Annotated in this window: 22 protein-coding genes; 15 read left to right on the top strand and 7 right to left on the bottom strand. The window is 62.2% G+C overall.

What is annotated here, in order from left to right:
- Window positions 1-79 precede the first annotated feature (79 nt).
- The 12 genes from Q0603_RS16875 to Q0603_RS16820 all read left to right on the top strand — a co-directional run bounded on the left by Q0603_RS16875 (window position 80) and on the right by Q0603_RS16820 (window position 12,244).
- A complete protein-coding gene (locus Q0603_RS16875) occupies window positions 80-691 on the top strand; it encodes an aminodeoxychorismate/anthranilate synthase component II (protein ID WP_298727848.1) in 612 nt (203 codons plus the stop codon).
- Window positions 688-1,758, top strand: coding sequence for an anthranilate phosphoribosyltransferase (gene trpD / locus Q0603_RS16870; protein ID WP_298727846.1), 1,071 nt, complete (start codon window positions 688-690; stop codon window positions 1,756-1,758). Before Q0603_RS16875 ends, trpD begins: the two co-directional genes overlap by 4 nt.
- Entirely contained in the window at window positions 1,755-2,561 is an 807-nt protein-coding gene (gene trpC, locus Q0603_RS16865; protein ID WP_298727845.1) for an indole-3-glycerol phosphate synthase TrpC, read from the top strand. The genes trpD and trpC overlap by 4 nt, the downstream gene beginning before the upstream one ends.
- Window positions 2,558-3,043: a cyclic pyranopterin monophosphate synthase MoaC gene (gene moaC / locus Q0603_RS16860; protein WP_298727843.1), complete on the top strand. Its 486-nt coding sequence runs from the start codon at window positions 2,558-2,560 to the stop codon at window positions 3,041-3,043. The genes trpC and moaC overlap by 4 nt, the downstream gene beginning before the upstream one ends.
- A 12-nt stretch (window positions 3,044-3,055) precedes the next feature.
- Entirely contained in the window at window positions 3,056-4,267 is a 1,212-nt protein-coding gene (glp, locus tag Q0603_RS16855; protein WP_298727841.1) for a gephyrin-like molybdotransferase Glp, read from the top strand.
- A gap of 32 nt (window positions 4,268-4,299) precedes the next feature.
- Complete coding sequence (locus Q0603_RS16850; protein ID WP_298727839.1) at window positions 4,300-4,749, top strand: N-acetyltransferase; 450 nt, start codon at window positions 4,300-4,302, stop codon at window positions 4,747-4,749.
- A 36-nt stretch (window positions 4,750-4,785) separates the two neighbouring features.
- On the top strand, window positions 4,786-6,507 hold the full coding sequence (locus Q0603_RS16845) for a RimK family protein (protein WP_298727837.1): 1,722 nt from the start codon (window positions 4,786-4,788) through the stop codon (window positions 6,505-6,507).
- Window positions 6,508-6,641: 134 nt separating this feature from the next.
- Complete coding sequence (gene dctP / locus Q0603_RS16840; RefSeq protein WP_298727835.1) at window positions 6,642-7,643, top strand: TRAP transporter substrate-binding protein DctP; 1,002 nt, start codon at window positions 6,642-6,644, stop codon at window positions 7,641-7,643.
- A 9-nt stretch (window positions 7,644-7,652) separates the two neighbouring features.
- Window positions 7,653-8,171: a TRAP transporter small permease gene (locus tag Q0603_RS16835; protein WP_298727833.1), complete on the top strand. Its 519-nt coding sequence runs from the start codon at window positions 7,653-7,655 to the stop codon at window positions 8,169-8,171.
- Between the two features lie 32 nt (window positions 8,172-8,203).
- Complete coding sequence (locus Q0603_RS16830; RefSeq protein ID WP_298727831.1) at window positions 8,204-9,478, top strand: TRAP transporter large permease; 1,275 nt, start codon at window positions 8,204-8,206, stop codon at window positions 9,476-9,478.
- Between the two features lie 10 nt (window positions 9,479-9,488).
- A complete protein-coding gene (locus Q0603_RS16825; RefSeq protein ID WP_298727829.1) occupies window positions 9,489-10,724 on the top strand; it encodes an MFS transporter in 1,236 nt (411 codons plus the stop codon).
- Window positions 10,721-12,244, top strand: coding sequence for an AMP-binding protein (locus Q0603_RS16820; protein ID WP_298727827.1), 1,524 nt, complete (start codon window positions 10,721-10,723; stop codon window positions 12,242-12,244). Before Q0603_RS16825 ends, Q0603_RS16820 begins: the two co-directional genes overlap by 4 nt.
- Before the next feature lie 204 nt (window positions 12,245-12,448).
- On the opposite strand, the gene Q0603_RS16815 is transcribed toward Q0603_RS16820, so the two are convergent.
- A complete protein-coding gene (locus tag Q0603_RS16815) occupies window positions 12,449-13,210 on the bottom strand; it encodes an SDR family oxidoreductase (RefSeq protein ID WP_298727824.1) in 762 nt (253 codons plus the stop codon).
- A 96-nt stretch (window positions 13,211-13,306) separates the two neighbouring features.
- On the opposite strand from Q0603_RS16815, the gene Q0603_RS16810 reads away from it, so the two are divergent.
- Window positions 13,307-13,957 carry a DsbA family oxidoreductase gene (locus Q0603_RS16810; protein ID WP_298727822.1) on the top strand — a complete coding sequence of 217 codons (651 nt, stop codon included), beginning with the start codon at window positions 13,307-13,309 and terminating at the stop codon, window positions 13,955-13,957.
- A 3-nt stretch (window positions 13,958-13,960) separates the two neighbouring features.
- On the opposite strand, the gene mfd is transcribed toward Q0603_RS16810, so the two are convergent.
- Together mfd and Q0603_RS16800 are read right to left on the bottom strand one after the other, a co-directional pair.
- Window positions 13,961-17,500: a transcription-repair coupling factor gene (gene mfd, locus Q0603_RS16805; RefSeq protein ID WP_298727821.1), complete on the bottom strand. Its 3,540-nt coding sequence runs from the start codon at window positions 17,498-17,500 to the stop codon at window positions 13,961-13,963.
- 4 nt (window positions 17,501-17,504) lie between these two features.
- Window positions 17,505-17,783 carry a succinate dehydrogenase assembly factor 2 gene (locus Q0603_RS16800; protein WP_298727819.1) on the bottom strand — a complete coding sequence of 93 codons (279 nt, stop codon included), beginning with the start codon at window positions 17,781-17,783 and terminating at the stop codon, window positions 17,505-17,507.
- An 81-nt stretch (window positions 17,784-17,864) separates the two neighbouring features.
- On the opposite strand from Q0603_RS16800, the gene recG reads away from it, so the two are divergent.
- Window positions 17,865-19,973, top strand: coding sequence for an ATP-dependent DNA helicase RecG (gene recG, locus Q0603_RS16795; RefSeq protein ID WP_298727817.1), 2,109 nt, complete (start codon window positions 17,865-17,867; stop codon window positions 19,971-19,973).
- A gap of 71 nt (window positions 19,974-20,044) precedes the next feature.
- Here the strand turns inward: recG and Q0603_RS16790 are convergent, their stop codons facing one another.
- A complete protein-coding gene (locus tag Q0603_RS16790) occupies window positions 20,045-20,671 on the bottom strand; it encodes a TetR/AcrR family transcriptional regulator (RefSeq protein ID WP_298727815.1) in 627 nt (208 codons plus the stop codon).
- 63 nt (window positions 20,672-20,734) lie between these two features.
- Between Q0603_RS16790 and Q0603_RS16785 the strand changes: the two genes are divergently transcribed.
- Window positions 20,735-21,253, top strand: a complete 519-nt coding sequence (locus tag Q0603_RS16785) for a DoxX family protein (RefSeq protein WP_298727813.1) — start codon at window positions 20,735-20,737, stop codon at window positions 21,251-21,253.
- A 12-nt stretch (window positions 21,254-21,265) separates the two neighbouring features.
- On the opposite strand, the gene Q0603_RS16780 is transcribed toward Q0603_RS16785, so the two are convergent.
- Genes Q0603_RS16780 through Q0603_RS16770 form a run of 3 tightly spaced genes read right to left on the bottom strand, consistent with a single transcriptional unit; the run spans window position 21,266 to window position 26,002 of the window.
- Window positions 21,266-22,429 (bottom strand): benzoate/H(+) symporter BenE family transporter, encoded by a 1,164-nt coding sequence (locus tag Q0603_RS16780; protein WP_298727811.1) that lies wholly within the window; start codon window positions 22,427-22,429, stop codon window positions 21,266-21,268.
- Between the two features lie 22 nt (window positions 22,430-22,451).
- Entirely contained in the window at window positions 22,452-24,455 is a 2,004-nt protein-coding gene (locus Q0603_RS16775) for an acetyl/propionyl/methylcrotonyl-CoA carboxylase subunit alpha (RefSeq protein ID WP_298727809.1), read from the bottom strand.
- A gap of 14 nt (window positions 24,456-24,469) precedes the next feature.
- On the bottom strand, window positions 24,470-26,002 hold the full coding sequence (locus tag Q0603_RS16770) for an acyl-CoA carboxylase subunit beta (RefSeq protein WP_298727807.1): 1,533 nt from the start codon (window positions 26,000-26,002) through the stop codon (window positions 24,470-24,472).
- Window positions 26,003-26,163: the final 161 nt, after the last annotated feature.

The following is a 26,163-nucleotide window of genomic DNA, read 5'->3' as shown; positions in this document are numbered from 1 at the left end:
CACAAACGCACAGGCTGTATGCTGTGCCTGTCGCCAGCTGGCGGGGATATGGTAGGCTGCCGCCACAAGGTAGGCCGACATGCTCGTTCTGATCGATAATTACGACAGTTTTACCTGGAATCTGGTTCACTACTTCGGCCGGCTCGGCCCGGAAGTAAGGGTGTTTCGCAATGACGAAACAACACCCGAGAACATCCTTAAGTTGAATCCGGCCGGCATCGTGCTCTCTCCCGGTCCCTGCGACCCAGATCGCGCAGGTATCTGCCTGCCGATGATCGCGCAGGCCGCCGAGCGCAAGCTGCCGGTTTTCGGGGTCTGTCTGGGCCATCAGGCGATTGGCCAGGCTTTCGGTGGCAAGGTGATCCGCGCGCCGAAGCCGCTGCACGGCAAACTGAGCCGCATCCGCCACAACAACGAAAGCGTGTTCGCGGGCCTGCCGCAGGATTTCCTCGCCACGCGCTATCATTCGCTGACCATCGATCCGGCGACGATCCCAAACGTGCTGACGATAACAGCGCGGTCCGAAGACGGCGTGATCATGGGCGTCGCGCATCGCGACCTGCCCATTCACGGCGTGCAGTTCCACCCCGAAAGCATCGCGTCCGAGCACGGACTTGCGATGCTGGCGAATTTCGTGCGCTATTGCGGCCTTCCTGTGAACGAGAAGGCGGTTCACGAGCAAGCGGCATGAGTGGAGACGTAACGGAATTCAAGCGCCTGCTGGCGCTGGTGGCGGGCGGCGCCCGCTTGAGTGTTGACGACGCGCGGACGGCTTTCGACATCATGATGTCGGGCAATGCCACGCCAGCGCAGATGGGCGCTTTCCTGATGGCGCTGCGGGTCCGCGGCGAAACCGTGGATGAGATCACGGGCGGCGCGATGACCATGCGCGACAAGGTGCATGGCGTCACCGCCCCCGCCAATGCCATCGACATTGTCGGCACCGGCGGGGATGTGAAAGGCACCTGGAACGTATCGACCTGTTCGGCCTTTGTGGTCGCAGGTTGCGGCGTGCCTGTCGCCAAGCATGGTAATCGGGCTGTCTCGTCCAAGACCGGCGCGGCTGATGTGCTGACGGTTCTGGGCGTCAATATCGATTGCGACTTCCGCCTCATCGAAAAGGCAATCCGCGAGGCGGGCGTGGGCTTTCTGATGGCGCCGCGCCATCATGGCGCGATGCGTCATGTCGGACCCACACGCGTAGAGCTTGGCACCCGCACCATCTTCAATCTGCTTGGACCGTTGAGCAATCCGGCGCTGGTCAAACGCCAGTTGCTCGGCGTCTTCGACCGCCAATGGGTTCAGCCCCTGGCCGAGGTGATGGGCAAGCTAGGCGCCGAGAAGGTCTGGGTGGTTCATGGCTCCGATGGCCTGGACGAGATCACCACCACTGGGCCGACCTATGTTTCGGAAATCGCCAACGGTAACCTGCGCCACTTCGAGATCACGCCGGAAGAAGCCGGCTTGCCCCGCGCAAGTCTCGAAGAATTGAAGGGCGACGAGCCTACCGCCAATGCGGTGGCTCTGCGGGCAGTGCTGAATGGCGCGCCGGGTGCCTTCCGGGATATCGTCCTACTGAATTCGGCCGCGGCTCTGATGGTCGCCGACACAGTCAAGGATCTGCGGGAAGGTGTAGAATTGGCGAGGCAATCCATTGACAGCGGCCGGGCGCGCGCTGCCCTCGCCCGCCTGATCGAAATCACACATGAGCCGCCCCCGGAAAACCCGGAGACGGAAGACAAGGCCGACAAGAAATGAGCGACGTTCTCGCCAAGATCTGCGCCGACAAGTACGAGCATATCGCTCGCCAGAAATCCCTGGTTTCGACAGCAAATCTCGATCGCGCCGCCCGCGCGACGCCGGCACCGCGCGGCTTTCAGCGCGCGTTGCAAAATGCCGTCAATGCAGGTGGCTATGGCCTGATCGCTGAGATCAAGAAAGCTTCGCCGTCGAAGGGTCTGATCCGCGCGGATTTCGATCCCCCCGCCCTGGCCCGCGCTTATGCAAAAGGTGGCGCGACCTGCATTTCGGTGCTGACCGATGAGCCCTATTTCCAGGGCAAGGATGAGTATCTGCGGCAGGCGCGTGCCACGGTCGATCTGCCGATCATCCGCAAGGATTTCATGCTTGATCCTTATCAGGTGATCGAGGCGCGCGCTTTGGGCGCCGACTGCATCCTGCTGATCATGGCCGCGCTGACCGATACGCAAGCGGCAGAACTTGAAGCCGCTGCCAATGATTACGGTCTGGACGTGCTGATCGAAGTCCATGACGGCGCGGAACTGGATCGCGCGCTGAAACTGAAATCCAAACTGATCGGCATCAACAACCGTAACCTGAAGACTTTACAGGTTGATCTGGCGACGACCGAGGCTTTGGCTGCACGCGTCCCATCGGAGGCTCTGCTGGTCGCTGAGTCCGGCCTTTACACCAAGGCCGATCTTGATCGGATGGCGCGCTGCGGGGCTTTCTGTTTCCTGGTGGGCGAGAGCCTGATGCGGCAGGCCGATGTGGAAGCAGCCACCCGTCTGCTGCTGACCGGGAAGGAGCTGGCTGCATGAGCGGCAAGCCCGGCTTGACGCATCTGAATGCCGCCGGCGAGGCGCATATGGTGGATGTCTCGGCCAAGGCGGAAACCGAGCGTGTCGCCAAGGCTGGTGCCCGCATCCTGATGGAAAAGGCCACCCTTGATCTGATCCTCTCGGGACAAGCCGCCAAGGGCGACGTGCTGGCGACCGCGCGGATCGCCGGCATCATGGCCGCCAAGCGCACGCATGACCTCATCCCGCTCTGCCATCCGTTGGCGCTGAGCCAGGTCACCGTGGACCTCATTCCGGTGCCGGACAAGGCCGCAATCGATGTTGTTGCAACCTGCAAGCTGAAGGGACGGACTGGCGTGGAGATGGAGGCCCTCACGGCTGCCAGCGTCGCTGCCCTCACGGTTTATGACATGGCCAAGGCCGTGGATCGCGGGATGCGCATCACCGATATCCGGCTGCTTCATAAATCCGGCGGCAAATCCGGTCGCTTCGATCAGGAATAAGGGCGATTGGCCATGATCTCCGTCGCCGAGGCACGAACCCGCATTGTCAACGCCCTGCCGATCATGCCGGCGGAGACAGTTCCGTTGTCTGCGGCGGCGGGGCGCGTGCTGGCCGAGGACGTCGTATCCCGCCGAACCCAGCCCCCCTTCGATGTCAGCGCCATGGATGGCTGGGCCTGCCGCCATGCCGATCTGGCAAAGATCCCGGCGGTGTTGCAGCCGGTCGGCGCAGCCGCGGCAGGCGGCCGTTACGAGGGCATTGTCGGCCCGGGCGAATGCGTCCGCATCTTCACCGGTGCCCCTCTGCCGGATGGCGCCGATGCCATCGTCATCCAGGAGGATGCCGATCTTGGCGCCGATGGCCGGCTGACCGTGCGGGAAGCCCCTCAGCCTGGCCAGTGGATCCGGCGCGCCGGACTGGACTTCGCCGAAGGACAGGCCCTGTTGAAGGCCGGACGCCGGTTAAGCCCGTCAGATGTGGCGCTGGCCGCCGCTATGAACGTCCCCTGGCTGGCGGTCCGCCGCAAGCCGCGCATCGCAGTGCTGGCCACCGGCGATGAGCTGGTCCGTCCGGGCGAGCCCATCGGTCCCAACCAGATCGTCAGTTCGAACAATATCGGCCTTGCCGCGCTGATCGAGGCCGAGGGCGGCCAGGCTGTGGACCTCGGTATTGCCCGCGACACGGAAGCCGATCTGCGCCTGAAAGCGAGTGCCGCAATGGGGTGCGATCTGTTGCTCACCCTGGGCGGCGCCAGCGTCGGAGAGCACGACCTGATCCACAAAATCCTGGGCGGCGGCGGTGCTGGAATCGATTTCTGGCGCATCGCAATGCGTCCCGGCAAACCGCTGATGTTCGGCCGGGCGACACTCGACAGCGGCCTGTCCCTCCCGCTGTTGGGCTTGCCCGGCAACCCGGTATCTGCTCTGGTCTGCGGCTATAATTTCCTGGTTCCCGCACTCCACGCGATGCAGGGGCTTCCTGCCGAGGTGTCGCTGGAAACGGCGATTACGGGGTCTGATCTTGCCGAAAACGATAAGCGCGAAGACTATCTCCGCGCAACGCTGCACCGCAATGAAGACGGTCGCCTGATCGCCACCGCCTTCAGCAAACAGGACAGCTCCATGCTCCGCCTGCTCAGCGAAGCCGCCTGCCTGATCGTCCGGCCGCCCCTAGCCCCAGCCTTAAAGGCTGGCGCAAAAGTGCCGATCTTCCGCTTGCGCTGATGCCGACAGGCCCTGGCGTTCGCCCCAGCCGTTTGGACGATCTGGACGCGCTTGAAGCGCTTGAAAATCGCTGTTTTACAGCTGACCGGATGTCACGCCGCAGTTTTCGCGCGGCGCTGCGCAGCCCCCGCGCCGCCATCCTTGTAGTTCCAGGCGCATCCCCCGTCCAATTGAGCGGCGCGGCGGTCCTGTTCTTTCGGGCCAACTCCGAAACCGCCCGGCTCTATTCGATTGCCGTCGCGCCGGAAGCCCGTGGCCAGGGCGTTGGCAAGCGGCTTCTCTCGGCAGTGGAACGTGCCGCCCGCATACGCGGCGCCCGGGCCATCCGTCTCGAAGTGAGCGTCAGCAACAAAAGTGCTCTCGCCCTGTACCGAAAAAGCGGCTATGGAATGAAAGAGCGTATCGCACATTACTATGAAGACGGGTCCGACGCTTGGCGGCTGGAGAAGCCGGTGCACCGTGGGAAGGCCCGAGGCCCCTAAGCTGGAACGAGGCAGTTCGGGACACTTCCCGCCGTCATGCACATCATCGTCGTCGAACGCAAAACCCATTTCCGCTACCGCAATCCGGGCTGCCTGGTCCTGAACAATCGCGAGTTCATCACCCGCCCTGAACTTGTGCAGGACAAGCGCGCAAAGATCATCAATCTCAGCAAGGATTATTCCTACCTGGGTTATGGCTATTATTGCTCTCTGCTTGCTGAAGCGCGCAGCCAGAAGGTCATTCCATCGGTCAAGACCATTCTCGAACTGCGTGAGCGCAGCATCTACAGTCATGCGCTGCCGGAACTGGACGAGCTTCTTCGCCAGCAGATCAAAAAGCTGGTGATGATCCCGACAGCGCCGTTCACGCTTCACGTCTTCTTCGGCCGCACCGACGACCTGCGCTTTCCCGATCTGGCAAGGCGGGTTTTCGATGGGTTCCGCTGCCCCATGCTCAAGCTCAGCATCTCGCCGGAAGACGGCTGGCATATCGCCTCGATCCGCCCCATGTCGCTGAGCGATCTGAAGCCGGAACAGGAAGAATTCTTCGAGCATGCGCTCGAATCCTACACGCGTTCAAGCTGGCGCACGCCGAAAGCCAAGCCTGCCGCCAAATACAGCCTGGCGATCCTGCACAATCCGGCTGAACCGCTACCGCCTTCCGACCGCCGCACCTTGCAGAAATTCGTCCGCATCGGCGAACAGATGGGCGTCGAGGTCGAACTGATCGAGAAGAAGGATTACCCCGAACTGGCGGAATATGATGCGCTGTTCATCCGGGAAACGACAGCGCTTGATCACCACACCTATCGTTTTGCCAAGAAGGCGGAGAACGAAGGCATGGCGGTGATCGACGATCCGACTTCGATCCTGCGCTGCACCAACAAGGTTTACCTGGCCGAACTCCTGAAGGCCAACAAGATCCCCACGCCAAAGACCGTGGTTCTGGATAACCGCGGTATCGAGGCGATCGAGCAGGAAATCCCCTACCCCATCATTCTCAAAATACCGGATGGATCTTTCTCGCGCGGTATCCTGAAAGTCGAGAACCGCCAGCAACTCGCCGAGGCAGCAGCGCGTCTATTGCGGGAATCCGACGTCATTCTGGCGCAGGAATACCTTTACACCGATTTCGACTGGCGCATTGGCATCCTGCGCGGACAGCCGATCTATGCCTGCCAGTACTTCATGTCGCGCGGCCACTGGCAGGTCGTAAAACATGGCGATGGCGGGCGCTTCACCGAAGGCGGTTTCCGCACCCTGCCCATCGAATCAGCGCCGCCGGAGATCGTCGAGGCCGCACTGAAAGCAGCCAATCTCATTGGGAACGGTTTCTACGGCGTCGACCTCAAGCAAACCGACAAGGGCATCGTCGTGATTGAAGTGAACGACAATCCCTCGATCAATCAGGGCGAAGAAGATGCCGTGCTGAAGGACGAGCTCTATCGCCGCATCATCCAGGAGTTCATCCGCCGCCTGGAGGAGCGCCCCGGCACAAACGCCGAGGCAGCGACTGTCATGCCAGGAACGGCCGGCGCTGCTCCTACACCTGTAAACGGCCATATCAGTCCGCCATCGCCGGCACAGATCGCAGCCCAAGTCGCTGCGAAGGTGTCGGCTGAAATAGCGGCCAAGATAGCAGCAGAAGTTTCCAGCCAGGTGATTCAAACAGTCTTAGGGGCGGCACGCCCCCAATTCGTTCCCTCGCCCCAAGGACCAGAAGAGCCCCCTCTGCCCTTGCCCATCACACAGAAATAGCAGCCTGTAATCGTAACACAGCCAACATGGCAATCCCCCTGCGCATTGCCACCCCACCTTCATTGTTGTTGGCATGCGCCCGATAAATTAGTATGACCGCCAACGACATATAATTTTGGAGGAGGAAACCGATCATGAAAAACCCGATTCGCATCGGAGCTGTCGCTGCGGCGGCTCTGCTTCTGACAACAGGCTTGGCCCAGGCGGCCGATATCACACTGAAGGCCTCGCACCAGTTCCCGGGCGGCAAGGGCGACGTACGCGACGAAATGGTGCAGATGATCGCGCGCGAAGTCGCCAAGGCCAATGTCGGCGTCGACATCAAGGTCTATCCGGGTGCCAGCCTGGTGAAAGCTTCCGAGCAGTGGAACGCAATGATCAAGGGGCAGATCGATATCACGTCCTTCCCGCTTGATTATGCCTCGGGCCAGCACCCGCAATTCGGTGCCACACTGATGCCGGGCCTGGTCAAGAATCACGATCATGCCAAGCGCATCAACAACTCCCCGTTCATGCAGGACATCAAAAAAGTGATCAATGATGCCGGCGTGATCGTTCTGGCCGACGCTTGGCTGGCGGGTGCCTTCGGTTCAAAGAAAAACTGCATTCTCGAGCCGGATGATGCCAAGGGACTGAAGGTCCGCTCGGCGGGCGCGACCTTTGCCGAAATGTGGGCCGGCGCTGGCGCATCGATCATCTCGATCCCATCCAATGAGGTCTACAACGCGTTGCAGACCGGCGTCGCCGATGCGACCGATACTTCTTCCGGCAGCTTTGTGTCCTTCCGCCTCTACGAGCAGATCACCTGCCTGACGGCGCCCGGCGATAACGCGCTTTGGTTCATGTACGAACCGGTCCTGATGTCGAAACGCAGCTTCGACAAGCTGAACGACGCCCAGAAGAAGGCCATCATGGACGCCTCCAAGAAGGCCGAGGAATTCTTCGCCGCCGAGTCGAAGAAGCTGGACGACGAGCTCGTCGCTGCTTTCAAGAAGGCCAATGTCAAGATCGTTACTATGACCGAAGAACAGGCCAACAAGTGGCGTGAAGTAGCAAACAAAAGCTCCTACCGCACCTTTGCCGACAAGGTTCCGGGCGGCAAGGAGTTGATCGTCAAGGCTTTGCAGGTTCGCTAGGCCACATCTATGGAGCGTTTCGCATCTTTCGTGCGGATGCTGTCACGGATCAGCGGGGTGTTCTCCATCCTGCTGATCCTCATCAGCATTCTGGTTGTCTGCCAGATGATTTTTCAGCGCGTGGTACTGGAACAATCGACCGTCTGGCAGACGGAATTCGTCATATTCTGCCTGATCGCAGCTACCTTTGTCGGCGCCCCCTACGTGCTGCTGACACGCGGCCATGTGAATGTTGATCTGCTACCTCTCTTCATGGGGCATCGCACACGCGTGGTATTGGCACTGGTGTCAGCGGTCCTTGCGCTCATCTTTTGTGCCGCGGTTCTATGGCAGTCCATCTTTTGGTGGCATGAGGCATTCGTCACCGATCGCCTGACCAGTTCCATGTGGCGTGCCCGCGTCTGGATCCCCTACCTCTCCGTGCCCGTGGGAATGGGGCTGCTGTGCCTGCAATACATCGTCGATATCTGGGCGGTCGCGACAGGTCGCGACATGCCTTTCGGTCTTAAGCCTGAGGATCGCCCGTGAACGAACTTCAGATTGGCGCATTGATTTGCGCCGTGACGATACTTGTCCTCGCGACCGGTATTCCCATTGCCTTTGGCCTTGGCATTGTCGCTCTTCTATTCCTGGTCACCCTTGAAGGCTGGAGCAGCCTGGATTTCCTCGCCGAGACCCTGTTTGCCGGGCTTGAGGATTTCACGCTCGTATCGATTCCGATGTTCATCATCATGGGCGCGGCGGTGGCATCTTCCCGGGCAGGGGGTGACCTGTATGAGGCGCTGAACCGCTGGCTGAACCGCGTTCCCGGCTCCTTGGTCATCTCAAATTTGGGCGCCTGCGCGCTGTTTGCGGCATTGACGGGCTCTTCACCGGCCACCTGCGCCGCCATCGGCAAGATGGGTATTCCGGAAATGCGCAAGCGCGGCTATTCCGCCGATCTGGCGACGGGTGCCATTGCCGCTGGCGGTACGCTTGGCATTCTCATCCCGCCCAGCGTCACGATGATCCTCTATGGCATCGCATCGGAGACTTCGATCGGCAAGCTGTTCCTCGCCGGCGTGTTCCCTGGCCTGTTGCTGACCGGGTTGTTCATGGTCTGGGCGCTGTTCATCAGCTGGAAGCGTGGTGAGCGTCCGGCCGATTTTGCTCGTCGCTACACCATCACCGAGAAACTGGCGCTGCTGCCCCGTGTGGTGCCCTTTATGGTCGTCATCGCCGGCGTGGTTTACGCCCTCTATGGCGGCATCGCGACGCCCTCTGAAGCGGCAGGCGTTGGAGCACTGCTTTGCCTGCTGATGGTGGTCCTCATCTACAAGGTTTGGCGGCCAGTGGATCTCTGGGCCATTTTGCGGGACGGGATGCGCGAATCCGGCATGATCCTGATGATCATCGCCACCTCCATCCTGTTCGGCTACATGATGGCGAGCCTTTACGTCACGCAGTCGATTGCGGAGTGGATTGCGGCGCTGGAGATCAACCGATGGTTCCTGATGCTGCTTATCAACATTCTGCTATTGATTGCCGGCTGCTTCCTGCCGCCTGCCGCGATCATCCTGATGACGACGCCCATCCTGGCGCCAATCATCGCCAATGCGGGTTTTGATCCCGTATGGTTCGGCGTCATTCTGACGATCAATATGGAACTCGGGCTGATCACCCCGCCGGTCGGATTGAATCTATTCGTCATCAACGGTATCGCACCGGATGTGCGGCTTCCGGTGATCCTCAAGGGCGCGCTGCCGTTCATGGCCTGCATGGTGCTGGCGATCATCCTGATCTGCATCTTCCCGGAGATCGCCACATGGCTGCCGGAAGTTCTGATGAGCCCTTAAGGGATTGGTCATGCCAGTCGCCTGGCGTATCCTGATATGCGCCTGCCTCACCTACATCATCAGTCAGTTCTACCGCTCTGCGAATGCCGTGATCGGCCCGGATCTGATGGCCGAGCTGCGGCTGACCCCGGATGATCTTGGCATTCTCACCGGCGCCTTCTTCCTGACCTTCTCGGTCAGTCAGGTGCCGGTCGGCATCGCGCTTGATCGCTGGGGGCCACGGCGAACCATCCTGACCACGCTCTGCATCGCTTTGATCGGCGCCCTGGCTTTCGCCATGGGACGCAACCTGACCGAACTGACGCTGGCGCGCATCGTCCTTGGCTTCGGCTGCGCCGCCCTGCTGACAGGGCCATTGGTGCTGTTTTCACGCTGGTTCCCGGCGGATCGTTTCGCGCAGATGTCCAGTATCCTGATCGCGGTGGGCAATCTCGGCGTGATCGCTTCCACTGCACCTTTGGCCTGGTTCACGGCGGCCTTCGGCTGGCGGAATGCCTTCTATGTCTCGGCGGCGATGACCGTTTTGCTGCTCCTTCTGTCGCTATGGGTCATTCGCGATCACCCCGATCCCACAAAGGCCCGGCCAGCCGCCAATGAAACGCTCGGACAAACCTTGCGCGGCATCGGCACCATCATCCGGCATCCGGCTTTCCCGCATCTTTTCGTCATCATCTTCACCGCCTATGCCACTTTCATCACCATTCTGGGGCTGTGGGGCGGGCCGTTCCTGCATGACGTCTACGGCATGGACGCCAAGGCGCGCGGCAATGTCCTGATCTTCATGGCTATTGGCGCAGCGCTTGGCTATTTCATCTGGGGGCCGCTGGACCGTGTCTTCAACACGCGGAAATGGCTGCTGGCCGCCGGGCTTGGCGCACATCTGGTCTGCCTCTTTACTATCGCGCTCGTCCCCGGATTAAGCGCAATTACGGTCACTATCCTGTTCACGCTGATGGGCGTCATGAACGGCTGCGTCGTGATGATCTTCGCCCATGCCAGCTCGGTATTCCCGCCCGAACTTACCGGCCGCGGCATCACCACCCTGAACATTGGCACCATGGGCGGCAGCGCCGTTCAGCAGATTCTCACCGGATATTTCATGACCTGGCAAACCCCTGCGGGCGGCGTGCCCGATGAGATGGCCTACAGGCTCATGTTCGGCCTGCAGGGCTTGATATTGCTCGCGGCTTTGCTGTTCTATCTTCGAACTCCAGACGCCAAGCCAAAGCCGATCGCTCGAGCATGACTGAACCTGTTTCGCTGCGTTTCAATATTGCCCGCTACTGTCTGGCCGGGAATGTCCGTCGCCACCCTGACAAGGTTGCGATGATCCTTGTCGGCGCCGACCGCGAATTCCGCATGACGTTCGGGGAAGTGGACCTTGCTGTCCGCAAGCTGGCCGCAGGTCTGCAAAGCCTCGGCCTGCCGACCGGCAGCCGGATCATGATCCGCATGGCGAACGACGCCGATTATGCTCTCACCTATTTTGCCACCATGGCAGCCGGCTACGTGGCGCTGCCCTCATCGGCGCAGCTCACCGCCGGTGAGGCGGCCTATCTGCTCGAAAACTCCGGCGCCGCAGCCGTGGCCGCCAGCGCTGAATTGGCACGGGATCTGCGCCTGCCGGAAGGTGTCGTGCTGATCGATCCCGCGCGGCTTGCCGAACTGAAGGCATTCGATCCACTGCCCGATTACGCCGATACCGCCGCCGACGATCCGGCTTATCTCGTCTACACCTCCGGCACGACCGGAAAGCCCAAAGGCGTGCTGCACGCGCATCGTGCCGCCTGGGGACGGCGGCCGATGCATCAGGGCTGGCTTGGCCTGCAGGAAAGCGACGTCATGCTGCATGCGGGCGCGTTCAACTGGACCTACACATTGGGCGTTGGCCTGGTGGACCCTTGGGCGGTTGGCGCCACGACGGTTCTCTATAACGGCCCGCGCGACGTGCAGGTATGGCCGAAGCTTCTGGAGAAGCATCGCGCCACCATGTTCGCGGCCGTCCCGACGCTGTATCGCCAGATCCTCAAATACTGCGATCTCTCGGCCTACGACCTTTCGGCCTTCCGCCATGGTGTTACCGCCGGTGAGGCTTTATCGCCTGCTCTTCTGGCCGAGTGGCAGGAACGCACCGGCAAGCCACTCTACGAGGCATTGGGCATGTCGGAAATCTCCACCTACATTTCGACCGGCCCCGGCATGACAATCAAACCGGGCAGTCCCGGCAAGCCGCAGCCCGGCCGGCGGGTCGCCATTCTGCCGCCTGACAGCGACAGTACAACGCCCTTGCCCACGGGCGAGATCGGCCTGCTGGCCGTACACCGCTCGGATCCCTCCCTCATGCTGGGCTACTGGAAGCGTCCGGAGGAGGAAGCGCTGGTCTATCGCGGCGAATGGTTCTGCGGCGGCGACCTGGCCAGCCTCGATGCCGATGGCTACCTGTGGCATCACGGCCGCAACGACGACGTGATGAATGCCATGGGCTACCGCGTCTCCCCGGTCGAGGTCGAGATGGCCCTCGCCGAGCATCCGGCCATCGCTGAAGTTGCCGTCACCGAATTGCGTGTCCGCAGCGACGTCTCGGTCATCGCTGCCTTCCTGGTGCTGCGCGAAGGCCAGACCGTCGACAAGGACGAACTTTCCAAATTCGCCGAAGCCCGCCTCGCCGCTTACAAATGCCCCCGTGAGTGGCGCATCGTGACCAGCCTGCCGCGCACTGCAAATGGCAAGGTGCAGCGGAAGAAACTAACCGAACTGACCGCCTGATCTGGCCGCGCCCTAGACTGGCACCGGCTTTGCAATCCCCAGGCAAATTGCCACGCAGGCCGTTAACCGACGCTGATCGACCGTCTCTCGACCGTCTTCGGCGGGCGCATGACCTTCGGCCCCGCGACTGCGGTGGCCGAAAGCCAGCAGATAGTGCGCCGCACGGGATTGGCTGAAGTCAGGTCACCAAGTTCTGACCGCCCCTTACGTCACCGACAATCCGTCATCTGCCGCGATGATCGCACCGTTGATGAACCGCGCCTCATCGGACGCCAGCAGCAGCAGCAGGCCATCCAGATCCTTGGGCTCGCCGACGCGCTTGCGCGGCAGCATCTCCATCAGCTTCTGGCCGCCCGGTGTCGCCCAGTGATCGCGGTTGATCTCGGTCTCGATATAGCCCGGGCAGATTGCGTTCGTGTTGATGCCATAGCGCGCCCATTCCAGCGCCATCGCCTTGGTCATCTGCACCACGGCCGCCTTGGACATGCAATAGACCGATAGCTGGCCGAGAACGCGCAATCCCGCCACCGAGGCGATGTTGATGATGCGGCCCGCCTTCTTCTGGGCGATCATTTCCTTCGCCGCGGCCTGAGCGACGAAGAACGCTCCCTTGGCATTGGTGTTCATCACGAAGTCGAAATCATCTGGCGTGATGTCCACAATCTTACCCTGCCGGCTGACGCCGGAATTGTTCACCAGGATGTCGACACCGCCGAGCTTGCCGGTCACTTCGGCGAAAGCGCCTTGGATATTGTCATAGTCGTTGACGTCGAGCTTGACGGTTATCGCCTTGCCGCCGCCAGCTTCAACCTTCTTGGCCAAGGCTTCCAGCCGGTCGACCCGCCGTGCGGCAAGCGCCACCGTGGCCCCGGCGCCACTCAGCACCTCGGCGAAACGCTCGCCCAGGCCGCTGCTGGCCCCCGTGATCACTGCGACCTTGCCTTTCAGGCTAATTCCCTGAGTCATCGATTCCTCCACTTTTTACCGGTCGGGATCGTCCAGTTTCATGAAAAGCCGGTCAAGGGGCTGGTCGGACCGTCCGCAGCGCGCTACCGTAGTAGTATGCGCATCGAAATCGTCTCCGACGTCATCTGCCCGTGGTGCTTCATCGGCAAGCGCCGCTTGGAAAAGGCTCTGGCCCAGCGCCCAGATCTGGACTTCGAGATTGGCTGGCGGCCCTTCCAGCTGAATCCCGACATGCCCAAGGAAGGCGCCGACCGGAAGAGCTATCTTGAGGCGAAATTCGGTGGCCCTGAGCGCGCGAAGGAAATCTACGCCCGCGTCACCGCGGAAGGTGCCAAGGAAGGCATTCCATTCGACTTCGACGGCATCAAGCGCACGCCCAATACGCTGGCCGCCCATAGCGTGCTGCGCTGGGCCTTGAGTACGGGCGCGCAAACCGAGCTGAAGGAACGTCTCTTCCGCCTGTACTTCCTGGAAGGCCAGGATATCGGTAATCATCAGGTGTTGGCCGATGCCGCAGAAGCCGAAGGAATGGACGGCGCGCTCGTCAAGCGACTGCTGGACGAAGGCCATGATGCCGATGTGATCCAAGCTGAGGATCAGATGGCCCGGCAGCTTGGCATCACTGGCGTGCCCTTCTTCATATTCGAACGGCGCTATGGCGTGCCGGGCGCCCAGGACCCGGAAGTCCTGCTGCAAGTGATCGACAGGGTTGCAGAGGAATCGGCCACTAACGTGAGCCAACCCTAAGCGTTAAGCCGCCTTTTTCGCTTTCATCGCAATCTCGCCCAAGCGGGATGCAATATGCATGACCCCCTTCAGGCGATCGGAGGGCTGCGGCCAGTCGTGAATGAACACGACTTTATGATCCGGCCGTAGCTTGGCCTTGCCGCGTTCGGACTGGATGAAAAGCACCAGTCCAGCCGGATCGGCAAATTTGTTGTCGCGGAAGGTCAGCGTCGCCCCCTTCGGGCCAGCTTCGATCTTGGCGATATTGGCATCGCGGCAATGCTTCTTGATAGCGACGATGTCCAGCAGATGCTGCACTTCTTCGGGCAATGCTCCAAAGCGATCAATCAATTCTGCGGCAAAAGCATCGATCTCTTCGCGGCTCTCCAGTTCCGCGACGCGGCGATAAAGCTGCATTCGCAGATTGAGGTCCGCAACATAGGATTCCGGGATAAGCACCGCCGTGCCGATCTGGATTTGCGGCGACCATTTCTCGCCGCCAAGACCTGTCTCACCCCGCGCCGTCGCGCGTGCCTCGGCGATCGCCTCCTGCAGCATCTCCTGATAAAGCTCGAAACCCACTTCCTTGATATGGCCGGACTGCTCCTCGCCCAGCAGATTGCCCGCGCCTCGCAAATCCAGGTCATGCGATGCCAGACTGAAGCCGGCACCAAGCGTATCGAGGCTTTGCAGAACCCGCAGACGCTGCTCGGCACTGGGATTCAGCATCCGGCCCGGCTGATAGGTGAAGTAGGCATAAGCCCGCAGCTTGGACCGACCGACACGGCCGCGGAGCTGGTACATCTGTGCCAGACCGAACAGATCGGCACGGTAGACGATCAGGGTATTCGCAGAAGGGATATCCAGGCCGCTTTCGACAATGTTGGTCGCCACCAGCACATCGTAGCGCCGGTCGTAAAAGGCATTCATCACATCGTCGAGTTCACTTGGCGCCATCTGACCATGAGCCATGACGGCCTTCAGTTCCGGCACATGGTCCCGTATGAAGGCCATGGCCGTCTCGAGATATTCTATTCGCGGGCAAACGAAGAAGCTTTGCCCCCCGCGGAAATGCTCGCGCAACAGCGCCTCGCGAATGATCACCGGATCGAAAGGCGTCACGTAAGTCCGCACCGCCAGGCGATCCACCGGTGGCGTGGCGATCAGACTCAGTTCACGCACACCGGACAGGGCAAGCTGCAAGGTGCGCGGGATCGGCGTTGCCGACATGGTCAGCACATGCACCTCGGCGCGAAGCTGTTTCAGGCGTTCCTTATGCTTCACGCCGAAATGCTGCTCTTCATCGATGATCAAAAGCCCGAGATGCTTGAACTCGATGGTCTTAGACAGGACAGCATGCGTGCCGATGACGATATCGACAGTACCGTCCTTGAGCCCCTGCTTGGCAGCCGCCGCCGTTTTGGCCGAAACCATGCGAGACAGTTGCTCGATCCGGATCGGCAGGCCTTGGAAACGCTGCACAAAGGTCCGGTAGTGCTGCCGCGCCAGCAGCGTAGTCGGGCAAACCAGCGCCACCTGCTGTCCCGCCATGGCCGCCGTGAAGGCGGCCCGCAGCGCCACCTCGGTCTTGCCAAAGCCGACATCGCCGCAAATCAGGCGATCCATCGGCTTTCCGCTGGCGAGATCATCCAGCGTTTCTTCGATGGCGCGAAGCTGGTCGTCGGTTTCATCATACGGAAACCGGGCACAAAATTCCTCGTAGAGTCCATCCGGCGGCACGACCCGCTCGCCCTGACGCAACTCGCGCTGAGCGGCGATCTTCATCAACTCGCCCGCCATCTCCTTCAGGCGCTGCTTCATGCGCGCCTTGCGGTTCTGCCAGGCGACGCCGCCCAGCTTGTCGAGCGTTACTTCGGCTTCGGGTGAGCCGTAACGCGACAGCATCTCGATATTCTCGACCGGCAGATAAAGCCGGTCGCCGCCATCGTAATGCAGCAGCAGGCAGTCGTGCGGCGCGCCGGCCACATCCAGCGTAACGAGATCCTTGTACTGGCCGATGCCGTGATCGATATGGACCACATAGTCGCCAGGCTGCAGGGCGCTGGCCTCGGCAATAAAGTTCTCTGCCCGGCGCTTCTTCTGGCGAGGACGCACCAGGCGGTCGCCGAGGATATCCTGCTCGGCCACAACGCAGAGATCGACGGCTTCAAAGCCATGCTCGATCGGCAGCACCGCGATCGCGGCGACGCTCTTCGGCAGGGTATCGAGTTCGACCGCAGCTTCTATAGGCTGCGGCGCCTCGATACCGTGATCTTTTAGCACCAGGGCCAGACGGTCGCGGGCACCAGGCGAGAAGGTCGCAAACAGCACACGCCGCCCGGCAGCCACCTGCTTCGCCAGATGACCGCCTAATGCGTCGTAGACACCGATACCTGCGGCTACCTTGTTCTCTGCTGCCTGGGCGGTCTGAGCCCGCTCAGGCGCGAAATCACGGCCCGGCCGGCCGCCGAGATCTACAACCGTAATATCCGGCCCGCCAACAGCATCGAACGGATGCAGCTGTCCAACCGGGAACCTGTCCAGCCTTTGCTGCCATTCGCCGGCGGTCAGATACAGCCTCTCGGGCGGCAGCGGCTTATAGGGCGCGCCGCCCTCTTCCAGGCCGCGCTTCATCGCGGCGAGACGGGCGTCGTAATGGTCAGCAATTGCCTTGAACCGCTCATCGGCCGCATCGCTGGATAACGGGTCCAGCGTCACGACAGCCTGTGGCAGGTAATCGAGAATGGTTGCCATTTTCTCGAAGAAAAGCGGCAACCAATGCTCCATGCCGATCTGACGGCGGCCGGCCGAGACAGCTTCGTAAAGCGGATCTTCCTTAGTGACGGTGCCGAAGAGTTCACGATAGCCGCTGCGGAACCTAGCAATTGCATCCGGATCGAGCGGCACTTCGCTCATCGCCGTCAGCGACAACGCATCGACGGTATCGATCGTGCGCTGATTGGCGGGATCGAAGCGGCGGATGTTCTCCACTTCGTCGCCAAAGAAGTCCAGGCGATACGGTGCTTCGCTGCCGGGTGGAAAAAGATCGATCAGACCGCCGCGGACGGCGAACTCGCCCGGCTCCAGTACGGTGGAAACGCGGTTATAGCCATTCCGGCTCAGATACTCGACCAGGACTTCCGGCTTGATCCGTGCGCCTTTCGTGGCGCTGAAGCCCGTGCTGCGCAAATAATCCGGCACCGGCAGGCGCTGCAATGCGGCATTCACTGTCGTCAGCAGCAGCCATGGCGCATCGGGTCGCTCGCCGCTAAGCCGGTTGAGCGTATCCATCCGCCTGGCCGCGATCTCGGCGTTCGGCGAAACGCGGTCATAAGGCTGGCAGTCCCAGGCCGGCAGGGTCAGCACGGGCAGCTCTGGGGCGAAGAATTTCAGTGCCGCTTCCACCGTTGCCATGCGGGCATCGTCGCGGCAGATATGCAGCACGCCGCAGCCCTTCTGCCGCATCGCCAGCGCGATCAGCAAGCGCGCATCCTGACCTTCCGGTGTGCCGGCCAGCGCCCAGCGCCCCGGCCGGGTCAGTATGTCCGGCAACTGAAAGGTCATGACATCAAAACGGCAGCTTGTAGGCCTTGAGCAGTTTCATCACCCCGTTATCGAGATGCGGCGGCACCGGTTCGCGTCCGATGGCCCAGGCATAAATCTGGGGATCGTCGTAATTCTTCAACAGCGTCTCGTACTGATCGAGCTCCTGCTCAGTGAAGGTCGGCAGATGCTGGCGGGCGAAGCCGCCCAGCAGGATATCGACCTCCTTCATGCCGGTATAAAGGCTGCGGTGCAGCAGCCGCTTGCGGCGGGTTTCGATATCCTCGCGCTGAATCTCGGTCATAAGGCTGTCTCCGGGGCAGAGGCAGGATATAGTACGCAAGCTCTCGGATTCTCAAGGTTTCCGCCGAAATTTAACCTCGCCATGCGACCGGAATCGCTGTTTCCCGCCTTTGTGCCGATCACCAGCCTGAAAGGCTGCGGGCCGCGGCTTGCGCCCCTGATCGAGAAACTGGCGGGCGGCCGCGTGCTGGACCTGTGGTGGCATCTGCCGAGCGGGCTGATCGACCGCCGCTACCGCCCCAGCATCGCCGAGGCGGAGCCAGGCCGCATCGCCACGATCACGCTGACCATCGAACGGCATCTCCCGCCCCGCACCTCGCGCCTGCCCTACAAGATTATCGGCCATGACGGCAGCGGCAGACTCACCTTGGTCTTCTTCAACGGGCGGGAGGACTTCCTCAAGCGCAGCCTGCCAGAGGGCGAGCAGCGCGTCGTCAGCGGCATGATCGAACTGTTCGATGGCCAGCCGCAGATGACGCATCCGGACCGCATCGCAACGCCGGAAGAAGCCGACCAGCTTGCCACCGTAGAGCCAGTCTATCCGCTGACGGCGGGCCTGGCGCCCCGCACGCTGGCCAAGATCATTGATGGCGCGCTGGCCAAGGCGCCGGAATTGCCGGAATGGCTCGATCCGGCATTCCAGCGCCAGCAGAAATGGCCCTCCTGGCGGGAAGCGCTGTTGACTGCTCATCGGCCGGAAAGCGCCGCCGATCTGGAAAAAGATGCACCAGCTCGGCAGCGCCTGGCCTTCGATGAGCTTCTAGCCAATCAGCTTGCGCTTCTGCTGGTGCGGCGGCGCTTGAAGCGGCTGTCCGGCCGCCCGATGCAAGGTGACGGGCGTCTGCGCGATCAGCTGGAAAAGCTGCTGCCCTGGCCGCTGACCGATGCGCAGCGGCAGGCCAATGCCGAAATCGCTGGCGATATGGGCTCGAACAAGCGCATGTTGCGGCTGCTGCAGGGCGATGTCGGCAGCGGCAAGACCATGGTGGCGCTGAACGCCATGCTGCTGGCGGTGGAAGCCGGCGCGCAGGCGGCCTTGATGGCGCCAACCGAAATCCTCGCCCGCCAGCATGCCGAAACGCTGATGCCCTATTGCCGGCAGCTAGGCGTGACACTGGCGCTGCTTACGGGACGCGATAAAGGCAAGGCGCGCGCGGCTTTGCTTGAGCGCTTGGCCAGCGGCGAGATCGACATTCTGGTCGGCACTCATGCGCTGTTCCAGGACGATGTGGTATTCCACGATCTGGCCTTGGCGGTGATCGACGAGCAGCATCGCTTCGGCGTCGGCCAGCGCCTTTCGCTGGCTGCCAAAGGACAGCGCGACAAGGGGGGCGTGGATGTGCTGGTGATGACCGCGACGCCGATCCCGAGGACGCTATCGCTGACCGCCTATGGCGACATGGATGTTTCCAAGCTGACCGAAAAGCCGCCGGGCCGCACGCCAGTCGATACGCGCACCGTCGCCGCCGACCGCTTTCTCGACGTGGTCGCCGCCGTGAAGCGCAAGATCGCCGCCGGGGAACGGGTCTACTGGGTCTGCCCGCTGGTGGAGGAAAGCGAACAAAGTGATCTCGCCGCCGCCGCCGAGCGGCATTTTGCGCTGAAAATGGCGCTGGAGCCGGAGCTGGGCGAAGGCAGCGTCGGCCTTGTGCACGGCCAGATGAGCGTCGCCGAAAAGGACACCGCCATGGAGGCTTTCGCCAGCGGGCGGTCGAAACTGCTGGTCGCCACGACGGTGATCGAGGTCGGCGTCGACGTGCCCGAAGCGACCCTGATCGTCATCGAACATGCCGAGCGTTTCGGTCTGGCGCAGCTGCACCAGCTGCGCGGCCGGGTGGGACGCGGCGGCCGGCCGGGCGCCTGCCTGCTGCTCTATTCCGGCCCGCTGGGCGAGACCGCCAAGGCCCGGCTGAAGATCCTCCGCGAGACGGACGACGGCTTCCGCATCGCGGAGGAAGACCTGCGGCTGCGCGGTGCCGGTGAAGTGCTGGGCACCCGCCAGAGCGGCCTGCCCAACTTCAAGCTGGCCGACCTGGCGACCCATGGCGACCTGCTGGCGGCGGCGCGGGACGATGCCCGGCTGATCCTGGAGCGCGATCCGGATCTGGCCTCCGAACGAGGACAGGCCTTACGGGTTCTGTTGTACCTGTTCGAGCGGGATTCGGCGATCCAGTATCTCAGATCCGGCTAAGTGCCTGACGATCCAGGAAGCCCTTCAATCCTCCGCGATCTCATTGCCGACCAATCGGTGCCGGCCGTCAGTCAGGTCGGTCTATGCAGGCCCCGGCTGATCCGGCGAGCGGCCTCCTTGACCCGCCGCGCCGCCTCCCGCTCGTCGGCGCCTTGAGCGATCCGGCCGTCCAGCATCAGGACGGCCAGGCCATGGACAAAGCTCCAGGCCGCCGTCATCACCGCCTCACGGTCTGACGCCCTGCCCTGGGAAGCGGCGATGGCCTCCTGCAGCACGGCAAAGCTGGCGACCGCCTTCTCACGCAATTCCGGATGCGGCGACAGATCCGCGAGTTCAGGGCCGAACATCAGCCGGAACAGCGCCGGATGGCGGCGGGCAAAGCTGACATAGGCCAGCGCCATGGCTTCCAGCCGCGCCGCGGGCGTCTTCGCTTTGCCCGCCTCCAGCGCCGCCTTGAAGGCAACGAAGCCCTCCGCCGCGATGGCAGCCAGCAAGGCGGTCTTGTCGGCAAAATGCGCGTATGGCGCAGCCGGCGACACGCCCGCCGACTGAGCCACCTGGCGCAGGCTGAGACTGGCCGCACCATGCTTTTCCAGCAGATCGAACCCCGCGGCCACCAGGCATCGGCGCAGATCACCGTGATGATAGGCCGATTCCGGCTTGCGCCGGCGCAGCGACGGATTTGTGACGACGGTCATCTTAACACCGCTCAGATTTCTATATGAACACTGTCAAGATTAACCTGGACCGCGGAGTCTGTCATGCTGTTCATCATCTTGATGATCGTCTTTGCCCTGCTGGCCTATATCCCCCAATTCTTCCTTGGTGACCGCCGCGACCTGCGAATGGCCATGCGCCACGGCATGGCGGGCGCTTTCCTGTTCACCGGCACCGATCATTTCCTCCACGATCTCGACCGCTACGTGCCGATGATGCCCGACTTCCTGTCGCCCTGGGGGCTGGAACTGATCTGGTTCACTGGCGCAGCCGAAATCGCCGGCGCCATCGGCCTGATCCTCCCTCTTTCGCTTTATGCCCGGTTCGGTCTGCCGGATTTGCGCATCTGGGCAGGCATCTGCATTGCCGTAATGCTCTGCTTCCTGGTGATTGCCAATATCAACGTTGCCATGCAGGGGGCGAGCTATGCAGGCGTCGGCGATGCCCTGCCCGGCTGGTATTACTGGGTCCGTCCGGCGCTACAACCGCTGATCATCCTGTGGGCTTTGTATGCGTCTGGGGCCATCCGCACCGGGCAGCGCGGCCAGGTGATCGCGGCCTAGCCGCGTGTGGTATCAGGAGCGCCGCCAGCGCGTCAGCGCCAAAATCGTACCACCAGCGATCAGGCCCCAGAAGGCGCCGCTGATACCAAAGAAGGTCAGGCCGGAGGCCGTCACGATGAAGGTGATCACGGCAGCTTCGCGGTCATTCGCATCGGACATGGCCCCCATCAGCGACGAACCGAAAGCGCCCAGCAGGGCAAGGCCTGCCACCGCCTGGATCAGGATCGGCGGCGAGGCGCTGATGAAGGCGGTCGCCGCAGCCGCGAAGAGGCCAAAGAGCACATAGAACACACCCGCGATCACCGCAGCCCAGTAGCGCCGCTTCGGATCGGGGTGCGCGTCAGGCCCTGCGCAGAGCGCCGCCGTGATGGCGGCGAGGTTGACCGCATGGCCGCCCAAGGGCGCAGAAAGCAGGCTGTAGATACCCGTGGTGCGGAACAGCGGCCCCGGATCAGGCCGGTAGCCATTGGCGTTCATCACGGCAATCCCCGGGATGTTCTGCGACGCCATGGTGACGATGAACAGCGGCAGCGCAATGCCAATGATCGCCGGCAGTGAAAATGCTGGAACGACCAGCACTGGATCGGGCCGAAGCGAGCCAAGGGCATCAGGCGAGACTTCCGTCGTTGTCGCAATCAGCGCAATGGTGACGACCACCGCGGCGGGCACGGCAAACAGCCGTTTGAATTTCGCCACGACCGCCCAGACGACAACGATTGCCAGGCCCATCAACGGAAACTCCGCCACAGCGCGCACCGGCGCCAGACAAAGCCCGAGCAGCACGCCTGCCAGCATGGCATTGGCCAGGGCTGGCGGGATGCTGGATACCCAGCGGCCGAGCGGCTTCCACAGGCCAGCCAGCACGATCAGCAGGCTGGAAACGATGAAGGCGCCGACCGCAGCGGCAAAGCCGCCCTCCACCGCACCGGTGGTGGCCAGCAAGGCGCCGCCCGGTGTCGACCAGGCGATGCTGATCGGCAGACGTGTCTTGAGACTGAGCCAGATGGCGCAGAGGCCCATCGCGATGGACAGCGCCATCAGGCCAGACGCCGCCTCGGCCTGGCTGGCGCCGACGGCATTAAGGCCCTGCACGATGACAGCGAAGGAGCTCGCAAAGCCGACAAAAGCCGAGAGCAGCCCTGCAGCCAGGGCCTGAATCGATAAGTCCTGTCGCATCTGCTCTGGGCCGCTTAGATGATCAGGCGAATTCCAGGATCACCTGATCGACGGCGAGGCTGTCGCCCTTCTTGGCGTTGATCTTCTTCACCGTGCCGTCGCGCTCGGCGCGCAGCACGTTTTCCATCTTCATGGCTTCGACTACCGCCAAGGCCTGCCCCGCCTTCACCGGTTCGCCCTCGGAGACATTGATCGAAACCACCAGCCCCGGCATCGGACAGAGCAGGAATTTCGACATGTCGGGCGGCAGCTTCTCGGGCATCAGGCGCGCCAGTTCAGCCGCGCGCGGCGTGCGCACAGCGATATCCAGCTCGGCACCGCCATGGACGATGCGCAGGCCATCCGGGCGCTGCGCCACGCGCGCGACCACGTTGCGGCCGTTCACGGTGCCCCGGAAGAAAGGCTCGCCCGGCTTCCAGGCGCTGCGCACCTTGAGCGTCTTACCCTTTTTCACCTTCACGTCAAAGCCGCCGTCGGCCTCGACGACGGTGAGCGGATATTCCGTCTTGTTCAGCACCGCGACCCAATCGGTGCCGGGCGTCCAATCAGGCAGGCCGAGCTTGCCGCCCAGATGACGGGCACGATGCTCGTTGCGGATATGCAGGAGCGCGGCCACCGCCAGCATCGCCGTCTGCTGCTCTTCCGGCAGCACGGTGCCGGAATAGCCGTTCGGCCATTCCTCGGCGATGAAATTGGTCGAGATATTGCCGGCACGGAAGCGCGGATGATCCAGCACGGCCGACAGGAAGTTCACGTTATGCCCGATGCCGGCGATCCAGGTCTCGTCCAGCGCCGCCGACAGTGTCGCAACCGCCTCATCGCGGGTTTCGCCATAGGAGCAGAGCTTGGAGATCATCGGGTCGTAGAACATGCTGATCTCGCTGCCCTCGACCACGCCGGTGTCGTTGCGGATCACATCGGATTCCGGCGCAGTACGCCAGCGCACCAGACGGCCGGTGCTGGGCAGGAAGCCGCGTAGCGGATCTTCGGCGTAGATGCGCGCCTCGATGGCCCAGCCGTTCAGCTTCACATCTTCCTGCTTGATCGACAGTTTCTCGCCAGCGGCGACACGGATCATCTGTTCGACCAGATCGATGCCGGTGATCAGCTCGGTCACCGGATGCTCGACCTGCAGGCGGGTGTTCATCTCCAGGAAGTAGAACTTCCGGTCCTTGCCGCCGACAATGAATTCGACCGTGCCAGCGCTGTCATAGTTCACCGTCTTGGCAAGGGCGACAGCCTGCTCGCCCATGGCCTTGCGAGTGGCCTCGTCGAGGAACGGGCTTGGCGCCTCCTCGATCACCTTCTGATGCCGACGCTGGATCGAGCATTCGCGCTCGCCCAGGTAAATCACGTTGCCGTGCTTGTCGCCGAGCACCTGGATTTCGATATGACGCGGTTGCTCGATGTATTTCTCGATGAAGACGCGGTCGTCGCCGAAGGAGTTCTTCGCCTCATTGGTGGCCGAGGAGAAGCCCTGCGCCACCTCTTCCTTCGAATGGGCGATGCGCATGCCCTTGCCGCCGCCGCCGGCGGAGGCCTTGATCATCACCGGGAAACCGATCTCGGTGGCAATTTTGATGGCCTCTTCAGTCGAGGCGATGGCGCCGAGATAACCCGGCACCGTCGAGACGCCCGCCTTCTGCGCCAGCTTCTTGGATTCGATCTTGTCGCCCATGGCGTAGATCGCATCCGGATTGGGGCCGATGAAGGCAATGCCGGCATCCTTCAGCGCCGCAGCGAATTTGCGGTTCTCCGACAGGAAGCCATAGCCCGGATGCACGGCCTGCGCGCCGGTCTTCTTGCAGGCATCGACGATCTTCTCGATGACCAGATAGCTTTCCGCCGCCGGCGCCGGACCGATATGCACGGCCTCGTCAGCCATGCGCATATGCAACGCGCCATCATCGGCATCGGAATACACCGCCACCGTTTTGATGCCGAGCTTGCGGCAGGTCTTGATGACGCGGCAAGCGATCTCGCCACGGTTGGCGATCAGGATCTTGTCGAACAGCTTGGTTGCCATGATACGCGCCACCCTTACAGCGGAATGTTGTCGTGCTTCTTCCAGGGATTCTCCAGCTTCTTCTCGCGCAGCATCGCGAGCGAGCGGGCAATCCGGTAGCGCGTATTATGCGGCATGATCACGTCGTCAATGAAACCGCGATGGCCAGCGACGAAGGGATTGGCGAATTTCTGCCGGTATTCCTCGGTACGCGCGGCAATCTTGTCGGGATCGCCGATCTCGGCGCGGAAGATGATCTCCACTGCGCCCTTTGGTCCCATCACTGCGATCTCGGCTGAGGGCCAGGCATAGTTCACGTCGCCACGCAGATGCTTGGAGGCCATGACGTCGTAAGCGCCGCCATAGGCCTTGCGGGTGATCACAGTGACCTTCGGTGTAGTCGCCTCAGCATAGGCAAACAGCAGCTTGGCGCCATGCTTGATGATGCCACCATATTCCTGCGCGGTGCCAGGCAGGAAGCCGGGCACGTCGACGAAGGTGACGATCGGAATGTCATAGCAGTCGCAGAAGCGCACGAAGCGCGCGCCCTTGCGGGAGCTGTCGATGTCCAGGCAGCCCGCCAGTACCATCGGCTGGTTGGCGACGATGCCCACCGTCTGGCCACCGATGCGGGCAAAGCCGGTAATGATGTTCTTGGCGTAATTCGGCTGGATCTCGAAGAAATCGCCCTCGTCGACCACCTTCTCGATCAGCTCCTTCATGTCATAGGGCTTGTTCGGGTTCGGCGGCACCAGCGTATCGAGCGAGGCTTCCTGGCGGGTGATCGGATCCCAAGTCTCTCGGATCGGCGCCTTCTCGCGATTGTTCAGCGGCAGGAAGTCGAACAGACGCCGGGTCTGCACCAGCGCCTCGACGTCATTTTCATAGGCGTTGTCGGCAACCGAGGACTTGGTGGTATGCGTGATCGCGCCGCCAAGCTGCTCCTGCGTCACCACTTCCTGCGTCACCGTCTTCACGACATCCGGACCGGTGACGAACATGTAGCTGGAATCCTTCACCATGAAGATGAAGTCGGTCATCGCCGGCGAATAGACCGCACCGCCGGCACAGGGGCCCATGATGACGGAAATCTGCGGCACCACGCCAGAGGCTAGCACGTTGCGCTGAAACACCTCGGCATATCCGGCCAAGCTGTCGACGCCTTCCTGGATGCGCGCACCGCCGGAATCGTTGAGCCCGATCACCGGTGCGCCGACCTTCATGGCGGTGTCCATGATCTTGCAGATCTTGCCGGCATGGGCGGCCGAGAGCGAACCGCCGAAGACGGTGAAATCCTGACTGAAGACGAAAGTCGGGCGGCCGTTGATGGTGCCGTAGCCGGTCACCACGCCATCGCCCGCCACCTTCTGATCGGCCATGCCGAAATCGGTGCAGTCATGCTCGACGAACATGTCCCATTCTTCGAAGGAGCCGGGATCGAGCAGCAGCTCTAGACGCTCGCGCGCGGTCAGCTTGCCCTTGGCGTGCTGCGCATCGACGCGCTTCTGCCCGCCGCCCTGACGGGCCTGCGCGCGCTTTTCTTCCAATTGGCGGATGATGTCTTGCATGCAACTCCCCCGTTGACCGGGCCTTTCGGAACGAATCCTTCGGGCGTCCTGCCCGGCCAGCACGTGACATGGCTGTTACAATGGCGTCGGGGTGAATAGCATATCGCCGCGACCGGCAAAATAGTTGGCGCTGCGCTGCAGAAGCACAAGGGATAAGAGCG

Origin of the sequence: uncultured Ferrovibrio sp. (assembly GCF_937960835.1) — a bacterium.
Taxonomy (GTDB): domain Bacteria; phylum Pseudomonadota; class Alphaproteobacteria; order Ferrovibrionales; family Ferrovibrionaceae; genus Ferrovibrio.
Note: the sequence above shows the minus strand (reverse complement) of the source record. Positions and strands in the feature narration are given on the sequence as shown.